Source organism: Actinomadura sp. CNU-125, from assembly GCF_001942465.1.
GTDB lineage: Bacteria > Actinomycetota > Actinomycetes > Streptosporangiales > Streptosporangiaceae > Spirillospora.
Map to the genome: position 1 here is coordinate 1 of NZ_MKJY01000218.1, position 9,107 is coordinate 9,107.

Genomic DNA, 9,107 nt, shown 5'->3' on the forward strand with positions numbered 1-9,107 from the left:
GGCGCTCGCGGGCGCGTCCGCCGCGCTTCGTCCTGCACGAGGAGGCCGCCGAGCCGCTCAGCGCCGCCCGGCCGCCCGCGGCCGGTGAGGTGGTCCTGGTGGTCGGCCCCGAGGGCGGGATCAGCGAGGACGAACTGGCCGCGTTCGGCGCGGCCGGGGGACGTCCGGTGCGGCTCGGCCCGACGGTGCTGCGAACCTCGACTGCGGGCGTCGCGGCGGCCGCCGTCCTGCAGGCCGCCACCGGCCGCTGGTGACCGCGCGCGCACCGCCCGGCGGCGCGCGGCGCCATGAAGGCCCCGGTCAGGGACCGGCCGGTGCGGCGTTCTGCTCGCTCGTGGTCGACGGGGTGCCGCTGGTCGACGGCGACGGCTCGTCGCTGGGCTCCGGCGAGGTGTCCGGCGGCGGGGGCGACGTGGTCGGCGAGTCGCTGGGCGACGACGGGGGCGGCGTCTGCCCGCCCGGGCACGGCGTCCCGGCGGGCCCGCCGGTCGGCGGCGCGGCGCTGGACGAGGGCGACGAGGACGGTGCCGCGGTGCCGCCGCGCGGGCGATGACGCACGACGACAGTCCCGGCGAGGACGACGGCGCCCCGGCCTCCTCGGACGTGCTGGGCGTGGGGCTCGCCGTCGGCGCGGGCGACGACGGGTCGCCTGGGACGACCGGCGGCACGTGCGCGCCGGTGCGGTCCTCGGTGCTGTCGCCGCCTCCGCCGCCGGACGGGCCGTCGCCGGTGACGGTGTGCTGGATCAGCTCGATGGTCTGCGGGCCCGCAGTCACGCCGAACCCGGCGATGGCGACGGCCGCGGCGACGGCGAGCACGGGGCGCGCCCAGCCGACGGTGAGACGCCGGGCCCGAGGCGGGCGAGGGCGAACCGGCCGAGCGGCCCGCGCCGTTTCCCGCCGTCGGCTATCCGGGCGCGGATCCGGTCCAGGCCGTCGTCGGCGGGGATGACCGATTCCGCCTCCGCGTTCAGGGCCCGGCGAAGGATCTCGCCGTGCTCGTCGTGGGGGTCGGTGGTCATGAGAATTGCTCCAGGACGTTGCGTAGGGCGGTCATGCCGCGTGCGGTATGACTCTTGACCGCGCCGCGGGAGATCCCCATGGCGTTGGCGATCTCCGCCTCGGAGAGATCACCGTAGTAGCGCAGGACGAGCGCCTCCCGCTGGCGCGGTGGGAGCCGGGAGAGCGCGTCGATCACCGCCGATCGTTCCAGTTCCCCGATGGCCCCGGCTTCCGCGCTCGGCATGTCCGGGAGCCCCTTGGGGGCGTATTTCTCGACGACGGCGCGGTGGCGCAGCACCGACCGGGACCGGTTCACCACCGACTGCCGCAGGTACGAAAGGGCCTTGTCGGGGTCGCGGAGCCGCCGCCAGCCGCCGTGCATCGCGACGAACGCGTCCTGGACGACCTCCTCGGCCGTCCCCGCGTCCCGTACGAGCATCGCGGCGAGCCGTACCAGCGACCGGTAGTTGGCGCTGTAGAGGGCGGTCACCGCCTGGTCGGCGTCCCAGGCGACGGCAACGGCCCCGGCCGTGCCCCTGGCCACGAGGGTCTCGGTCACGTCTGTGGGACGCCCGCCCTCCTCGTCCGGTTTACGAAAGGGCATCTTCTGGTCTGCCTCGGTCACCTGTCCGCCGCCTTTGCCGTCCCCCGGCCGCCCATTCGGTCGGTCAGCCCGAGAGCGGCATGAACCGGGCGGCACCGACCGTGTCAAGGCGTGCCGCAAAGGCTGCGAACCGGGGGGTACGCCTTGAATTGACAACCTTAACCAGTGGCCGGTCGGAAACGGCTCGACAACCGGAGATCGATCGCGGAAACCTTAGCGTCGCGGGGCGCCGCGAACCATGCCCGCGCGTGTCTCGATAGGATTCCGATCGCGGTCGCCGCCGCGTGAGGGGAGACAGATGACCGACTGCCTGTTCTGCAAGATCGTGTCCGGGGACGTGCCCGCGAAGGTGGTCCGTTCGTCGGACCGGGCGCTGGCGTTCCGCGATATCAACCCGCAGGCGCCGACGCACGTCCTGGTCATTCCGAAGGACCACCATCCGACGGTGGGCGAGCTGGCCGCGGCCGACGCCGAGCTGCTCGCCGAGGTGCTCCGCGAGGCGCACGGGGTCGCCGCGGACGAGGGCATCGCCGACACCGGCTACCGGGTCGTGTTCAACACCGGCGCGCAGGCGGGCCAGACCGTCTTCCACGTGCACGCGCACGTGCTGGGCGGCCGCGGCCTGAACTGGCCGCCCGGCTGACGGTCGCCGGACCCTCTCCGGGCCCGCCGGCCGGGCCCGGGCAGGGGTTCGTCCGGGACGCCGTTTCGCGGGCCGCGCGAGCACCGGGGCGCGCGAAATACGGCGGCGCACCGTGGAGGGCGGTCGGTACCATGGAACCGACACACCTTGCACACCCGGAGCAGACAGAAGGCAGGTCCGAGAGGCCGTAAGGCCCGGCTGATGGTCGAATCAACTCACACTGGGCGCGACGACCGCGCCCAAATCAAGATCGTGGTGCCGGACGACCATTCGATGGTGAGCCTGCTGGGCTCCCGGGACGAGTTGCTCCACGCGGTCGAGCGCGCGTTCGGCGACGGCATCGACATCCACGTCCGCGGCAACGAGATCACCGCGACCGGGTCCGAGAAGGACACCGATCTGGTCTCCCGCCTCTTCACCGAGATGCTCGAAATGCTCAAGGGCGGCACCCAGCTCACCCCGGACGCCGTCGAGCGGAGCCTCGCGATGCTGCGCGGAGAGGGCGACGCCCGTCCGGCCGAGGTGCTCAACCTGAACGTGCTGTCCGGCCGCGGCCGGACGATCCGCCCGAAGACGCTCAACCAGAAGCGGTACGTCGACGCGATCGACAAGCACACGATCGTGTTCGGCATCGGCCCGGCGGGCACCGGCAAGACGTACCTGGCGATGGCCAAGGCCGTCCGCGCGCTGCAGGAGAAGCAGGTCAACCGCATCATCCTGACGCGCCCGGCGGTCGAGGCGGGGGAGCGGCTCGGGTTCCTGCCCGGCACCCTCTACGAGAAGATCGACCCGTACCTGCGGCCGCTGTACGACGCGCTGCACGACATGGTCGACCCCGACTCGATCCCGCGGCTGATGGCCGCGGGCACCATCGAGGTGGCGCCGCTGGCCTACATGCGCGGCCGGAGCTTGAACGACTCCTTCATCATCCTCGACGAGGCGCAGAACACCTCGCCGGAGCAGATGAAGATGTTCCTCACCCGGCTCGGGTTCGGCTCGAAGGTCGTGGTGACGGGCGACGTCACGCAGGTCGACCTCCCGAACGGGACGCAGAGCGGGCTGCGCGTCGTTCAGGACATCCTGGAGGGCGTCGACGACATCCACTTCTCCCGGCTGACCAGCCAGGACGTCGTCCGGCACAAGCTGGTCACCGAGATCGTCGACGCCTACAACCGCTACGACGAGTCGCGGGTGCCGGAGCTCAAGAAGGACGCGGCGCGCGGCGGCCCGGGACGCAAGCGAGGGTCCCGGTGAGCATCGAGGTGCTGAACGAGTCGGGGGCGGCGGTCGACGAGAACGCCCTCGTCGAGCTGTCCCGGCACGTGCTGGACGGCCTGCGCGTGCATCCGCTCGCGGAGCTGTCGGTCCTGCTGGTCGACGAGGACGCGATGACCGAGCTGCACGTCGAGTGGATGGACGAACCCGGTCCCACCGACGTGCTGTCGTTCCCGATGGACGAGCTGCGCCCCGGGCACCTGTCCGGCGGCACCGACGAGGACGACGAGGTCGACCCGGGGCTGCTCGGCGACGTCGTCCTGTGCCCGTCGGTCGCCGAGCGGCAGGCCCGCACCGCCGGGCACAGCACCGCCGACGAGCTGGAACTGCTGTGCACGCACGGCATCCTCCATCTCCTCGGGTACGACCACGCCGAGCCGGAGGAGCACAAGGAGATGTTCGGCCTGCAGGCCGGGCTGCTCACCTCCTGGCGGGAGAAACGCGGCCGGCGGTGACCACCGCACAGGCGTGGCTGGCCGGGCTCGCGGCCCTGCTGGTGGTCCTCGCGGGCCTGCTGGCCAGTACCGAGACGGCCCTCGCGCGGGTCTCCCGGGTGACGGTCGAGGAGTTCGCGAAGGAGCGGCGGCGCGGCTCGAAGAAGCTGGCCGAGGTCGTCGCCGACCCGGCCCGCTACGTGAACATGGTCCTGCTGCTGCGCATCGGCTGCGAGCTGATCGCCACCGTGATCGTCGCGGACCTGTGCATCTCGTGGCTGGACGAGACGTGGCCCGCCTACGTCGTCGCCGCCACGTTCATGATCGTGGTGAGCTATGTGGCGGTCGGGGTCGCGCCCCGCACGCTCGGCATCCAGCACGCCGACCGGATCGCGCTCGCGGGCGCCGCGGTGCTGCACCCGGTGACCCGCGTGTTCGGCCCCCTCCCGCGGCTGCTGATCCTGCTCGGCAACGCGCTGACGCCCGGCAAGGGCTTCCGCGAGGGCCCGTTCGCGTCCGAGGCGGAGCTGCGCGACCTGGTCGACCTGGCCGAGCAGCGCAGCCTCATCGAGCCGGACGAGCGCGAGATGATCCACTCGGTGTTCGAGCTCGGCGACACGCTCGTCCGCGAGGTGATGGTGCCGCGCACCGACATCGTGTTCGTCGAGCGCGGCAAGACGCTGCGGCGGGCGATGTCGCTGGCGCTGCGCAGCGGCTTCTCCCGCATCCCGGTCGTCGGGGAGAACGAGGACGACGTCGTCGGCATCGCCTACCTCAAGGACGTCGTGCGGCGCAGCCACGAGCACCACGAGGGCGAGTCGGTCGAGACGGTCGACTCGGTGATGCGCCCGGCGACGTTCGTCCCCGACAGCAAGCCGATCGACGAGCTGCTGCGGGAGATGCAGGCCCGCCGGATCCACGTCGCGATCGTCATCGACGAGTACGGCGGCACCGCGGGCCTCGTCACGATCGAGGACATCCTGGAGGAGATCGTCGGCGAGATCACCGACGAGTACGACCGGGAGATCCCGCCGGTGACCTGGCTCGACGACGGCGCCGCCCGCGTCACGGCGCGGCTGCCGGTCGACGACCTCGCCGAACTGTTCGACGTCGAGATCGACGCCGAGGACGTCGACACGGTCGGCGGCCTGCTGGCGCACGCCCTCGGCCGCGTCCCGATCGAGGGTTCGACGGCGGAGGTCGGCTCCGCGCCGCGCGGCCCGGACGACGACGATGACGACGACGCCGAGGGCGGGGCCGTCCTGTCGCTGAAGGCGGAGACGATCGCCGGGCGCCGCAACCGCATCGGCACCGTCGTGGTGCGGCGCATCGACACCGGCGACCGGGAGTCCTGACGCCCGCCCCGGTTCGCGGGACGGGTCAGAGGGTGCCGCGGACGGTGCCGTCGGGCCCGGCGACCAGGACGGGCGCCTTGGGGCCGAGGTCGCGGACGGCGGCGACGTCCGACGGGTCGGGGGCGTCGGCGGCGGTGACGACGGCGGCGGCTTCGAGGTCCTCGGCGCCGCTGGACACCGCCATCGCGACCGCGACCTTGAGCGCGGACAGCCGCAGCGACGGCAGGTCCACGCTGGTCGCCGCGTAGGTGCGTCCGGTCTCGTCGCGCACGGCGGCGCCCTCGGCGGCGCCGTTGCGGGCCCGCGACGACCGCGCCAGGGTGATGATCTTCGCGTCCTCGGAGTTCAGCTCGCTCACGCCCCCGATCGTACGGGACTCGCCGCAACTCGCCTCAACCCGCGGCAAGCGGCGTCATGTGCGGCGGCAAGTCGGTGCCAAGTGGGCGCCAAGCGGCGGGCGGCACCCTCGGAGTCTCGAATCCGGATTTCTGGGGGAACGTGATGTCCCGTCTGCTGTACCGCCTCGGCAGGGCCGCCGCCCTGCGGCCGTGGCGGTTCGTCGTGGTGTGGCTGGCGCTCGTCGCCGCGGTGGGCGGCGCCGCCGCGGTCGGCGGGGGCTCGCTGCAGGACGACTACACCCTCGAAGGGACCGGGTCGCAGCAGGCCACCGAGTTGCTGCGGGACCGCTTCCCGGCGCTGTCCGGCGCGGACGCGCGCGTCGTCGTCCACGCGGCGGACGGGCGCGTCGACCCGTCCGCGCTCACCGCCGCGGGCGCCGAACTGCGCGCGCTGCCGCACGTCGGCACGGTGGACCCGCCGGTCCCGAGCCCCGACGGACGCACCGCGCTGCTCACCGTCCGGTACTCGGCGCCGGTCACCGACCTGGAGACCGGGCCGACGCTCGACGCCCTCCGCGACGCGACCGGGAGCCTGACCGACGCCGGCTACCAGGTGGAGTTCGGCGGGCAGGTGCCCGAGAACGTCACCGCGCCCGGCGGGGTCGCGGAGGCGGCCGGGATCGTGGCCGCCCTGGTGATCCTGCTGCTGGCGTTCGGGTCGGTGGTGGCGGCCGGGCTGCCGCTGGTGGTCGCGCTGGCCGGGCTGGGCGTGGGCGTGTCGGGGATCACGCTGCTGGCGGCGGTCGCGAACGTGGCGACGACCGCGCCGACGCTCGCGATGATGGTGGGCCTCGGCGTCGGCATCGACTACGCGCTGTTCATCCTCACCCGGCACCGCGAGGGCCTCGCCGCCGGGCTGGACGTGCCGGAGTCGGCGGGCCGCGCCATCGCCACCGCCGGGCAGTCGGTGCTCTTCGCGGGCTTCACGGTCCTGCTGGCGCTGTGCGGGCTGGTGCTGTCCCGGATCCCGGTGTTCATGACGATGGGGTTCGCGACCGGGATCGTGGTGGCGGCGACCGTGGCGAGCGCCGTCACGCTGCTGCCCGCGGTGCTCGGCCTGGCCGGACGGCGCGTGCTGCGCCGCCGCGCGCCGCGTCCGGCGCGGCGCCCGCGGCCGAGTCGCCGCGCATCCGCCGCTGGGCGGTGCACGTGGGCCGCCGTCCGTGGCGTGGCTGCTGGCCGGGCTGGTGCTGATGCTCACGCTCGCCGCGCCCGCCCTCGGCATGCGCACGTGGCCGAGCGACGCGGGCAGCGAGCCGGAGTCCAACACCGTCCGGCAGGCGTACGACCTGGTCGCCGACGCGTACGGGCCGGGCGCGAACGGCCCGCTGCTGGTCGCGGTCGATCTGTCCGAGACCGGCCCGGCCGCGCTGCCGGGGCTGCGCGACCGGCTCGCCCGCCACCGCGGGCGTCGCGTCCGTCGCGCCGCCCCGGCTGTCAGGACGGCCGCGACGCGGCGGTGCTCGCCGTGACGCCCCAGTACGGGCCGCAGGACGAGCGCGTCACGCCGCTCGTCGACGGCATCCGCGCGGACGTCCTGCCGCCCGGCGCGGAGGTCACCGGGATGACGGCGGCCTACGTGGACCTGTCGCGGTTGCTGTCCGAGCGGCTGTGGCCGGTGATCGGCGCGGTGGTGGCGACGTCGTTCGTCATGCTGGTGTTCGTCTTCCGGTCGATCCTCGCGCCGCTGAAGGCCGCCCTGATGAACCTGCTGTCGATCGCCGCCGCGTACGGGGTGCTCACCGCGGTGTTCCAGTGGGGGTGGGGCGCCGAGCTGCTCGGCCTGCCGCACAGCGTCCCGGTGTCCAGCTTCATCCTCCTGCTGATGTTCGCGGTGCTGTTCGGCGTGTCGATGGACTACGAGGTGTTCCTGCTGTCGCGCGTCCGGGAGGAGTGGCTGCGGCATGGGGACGCGCGCGGTTCGGTGTCGGCGGGCCTCGCGGTGACCGGCCGGGTGATCACCAGCGCGGCGCTGATCATGGTGGCGGTGTTCCTCGGCTTCGCCGCCGACCCCGGGCTTGTGATCAAGCAGATGGGCGTGGGCCTCGCGGTCGCCGTCGCGCTGGACGCGACGGTCGTCCGGCTCGTCCTGGTACCGGCGGCGATGGCGCTGCTCGGCCGCGGGAACTGGTGGCTGCCCGGATGGCTCGACCGGGTCCTCCCGAACATCGACCTGCACGGCGGCGCCGTGCCGGCCCCGGCGGGCGACGACGCGCGGGCGCCGGAGCCCAGCCGGGCGTAGGAGGCGATCACGGCGGTCGGCATGTCCCGGTTTAGTCTGATCGGGACATGTCGACTGTTGTGGACGCGCCCGTCGTCAGCGTGCTCGGCGCCTTCGGCGCGGTGGTGGACGGCGCGCCCGCCGACCTCGGCGGGCGCCGCCGCCGGTCGGTGCTGGCCCGGCTCGCCGCCGCGCACGGCCGGATGGTCCCGGCGGACACGCTCGTCGAGGACCTGTGGGCCGGGACGGCCCCGCCCCGCGCGGGCGCGGGCCTGAGTCGTTCGTGTCGCACTGCGGCGGGCCCTGGAACCGCGCCGCCCGCCCCCGCACGCCCCGCGCGCGTCCTGGTCACCGCGCGCCCGGCTACGCGCTGCGCCTCCCGGACGGCAACGTGGACGCGTGGCGGTTCGACGCGCTCGTCGACGAGGCGGGCGAGCTGCTGGCGGCGGGCGACCCGGCCGCCGCGCGGCGCCGCGCCGAGGACGCCCTCGCCCGCTGGGGCGGCCCCGCCTACGCCGAGTTCGCCGACCTGCCGTGGGCCGCCGCCGAAGCCGTCCGGCTGGACGAGCGCCGCCGGCTCGCCGCCGAACGCCGCGGCGAAGGGCCTGCTGGCCCTCGGGGGCGCGGCCGAAGCCGTCCCCGACCTGGAGGAGCACGCCGCCGCCAACCCGCTGCGGGAGGAGGCGTGGTGCTGCTGGCGCTCGCGCTGTACCGGGCGGGACGCCAGGGGGACGCGCTCGCCGCGCTCCGCCGGGCCCGCGCCGCGCTCACCGGGGAAGTCGGCGGCGACCCCGGCCCGGCGCTGCGCCGCCTGGAGGCCGACATCCTCGCGCAGGCCCCCGACCTGGGCGAACCCCCCGCCGCGGCGCGTCCGGCGTTGTTGCGACCGGCGCCCCCGGCCGCCGCGTTCGTCGGGCGGGACGGGGAGCCTGGCCCTGCTGGACGGCGCGCCGGAGCCGGGGCGGCGTGGTCCTCCTCGGCGGCGACGCGGGCATGGGCAAGACGGCCCTCGCCGAACGGTTCGCGCGGCGGCTCGGCGACCGGGGCTGGACGTGCGCGTGGGGCCGCGCGCAGGAGACCGGCGGGGCGCCCGCCGCCTGGCCGTGGCCGAGCTGCTGCGCGACCTCGCGGCGGCCGCCCCCGCCGGACGCCGCCCTGGCCGCCCGCCTGCGCCCC

11 protein-coding genes and 1 pseudogene are annotated in these 9,107 nt (G+C 74.7%); 9 read left to right on the plus strand and 3 right to left on the minus strand.

Going from position 1 to position 9,107, the window contains the following annotated elements; all coding sequences use genetic code 11:
* On the plus strand, nt 1-254 hold a 254-nt coding region (locus tag BJF79_RS23910; RefSeq protein WP_143220118.1), incomplete at its 5' end, for an RsmE family RNA methyltransferase.
* Nucleotides 251-553 carry a hypothetical protein gene (locus BJF79_RS23915; protein WP_143220119.1) on the plus strand — a complete coding sequence of 101 codons (303 nt, stop codon included), beginning with the start codon at nt 251-253 and terminating at the stop codon, nt 551-553. The genes BJF79_RS23910 and BJF79_RS23915, both read left to right, overlap by 4 nt.
* 219 nt (nt 554-772) lie before the next feature.
* Here BJF79_RS23915 and BJF79_RS23920 read toward each other — a convergent pair whose 3' ends face one another.
* Both BJF79_RS23920 and BJF79_RS23925 read right to left on the minus strand, forming a co-directional pair.
* Complete coding sequence (locus BJF79_RS23920) at nt 773-1,021, minus strand: hypothetical protein (protein WP_075900616.1); 249 nt, start codon at nt 1,019-1,021, stop codon at nt 773-775.
* Nucleotides 1,018-1,605, minus strand: a complete 588-nt coding sequence (locus BJF79_RS23925) for a SigE family RNA polymerase sigma factor (protein WP_075900626.1) — start codon at nt 1,603-1,605, stop codon at nt 1,018-1,020. Before BJF79_RS23925 ends, BJF79_RS23920 begins: the two co-directional genes overlap by 4 nt.
* 298 nt (nt 1,606-1,903) lie before the next feature.
* Here BJF79_RS23925 and BJF79_RS23930 point away from each other — a divergent pair, with 298 nt between their 5' ends.
* The 4 genes from BJF79_RS23930 (at nt 1,904) to BJF79_RS23945 (ending at nt 5,312) form a co-directional block, all read left to right on the plus strand.
* Complete coding sequence (locus BJF79_RS23930; RefSeq protein ID WP_075900618.1) at nt 1,904-2,248, plus strand: histidine triad nucleotide-binding protein; 345 nt, start codon at nt 1,904-1,906, stop codon at nt 2,246-2,248.
* Nucleotides 2,249-2,449: 201 nt separating this feature from the next.
* Entirely contained in the window at nt 2,450-3,502 is a 1,053-nt protein-coding gene (locus BJF79_RS23935) for a PhoH family protein (protein ID WP_075900620.1), read from the plus strand.
* Entirely contained in the window at nt 3,499-3,978 is a 480-nt protein-coding gene (gene ybeY / locus BJF79_RS23940; protein WP_075900622.1) for an rRNA maturation RNase YbeY, read from the plus strand. Before BJF79_RS23935 ends, ybeY begins: the two co-directional genes overlap by 4 nt.
* Nucleotides 3,975-5,312 carry a hemolysin family protein gene (locus tag BJF79_RS23945; RefSeq protein WP_083733772.1) on the plus strand — a complete coding sequence of 446 codons (1,338 nt, stop codon included), beginning with the start codon at nt 3,975-3,977 and terminating at the stop codon, nt 5,310-5,312. The genes ybeY and BJF79_RS23945 overlap by 4 nt, the downstream gene beginning before the upstream one ends.
* A gap of 25 nt (nt 5,313-5,337) precedes the next feature.
* Here BJF79_RS23945 and BJF79_RS23950 read toward each other — a convergent pair whose 3' ends face one another.
* On the minus strand, nt 5,338-5,670 hold the full coding sequence (locus BJF79_RS23950; RefSeq protein WP_083733774.1) for a cytidine deaminase: 333 nt from the start codon (nt 5,668-5,670) through the stop codon (nt 5,338-5,340).
* Nucleotides 5,671-5,813: 143 nt separating this feature from the next.
* On the opposite strand from BJF79_RS23950, the gene BJF79_RS23955 reads away from it, so the two are divergent.
* The 3 genes and pseudogenes from BJF79_RS23955 to BJF79_RS67205 all read left to right on the plus strand — a co-directional run.
* A complete protein-coding gene (locus BJF79_RS23955) occupies nt 5,814-7,952 on the plus strand; it encodes an MMPL family transporter (RefSeq protein WP_075900624.1) in 2,139 nt (712 codons plus the stop codon).
* Nucleotides 7,953-8,322: 370 nt separating this feature from the next.
* Nucleotides 8,323-8,700: pseudogene (locus BJF79_RS67200) on the plus strand (BTAD domain-containing putative transcriptional regulator); the annotation flags it as partial.
* 224 nt (nt 8,701-8,924) lie between these two features.
* On the plus strand, nt 8,925-9,107 hold a 183-nt coding region (locus BJF79_RS67205), incomplete at its 3' end, for a hypothetical protein (RefSeq protein ID WP_410050132.1).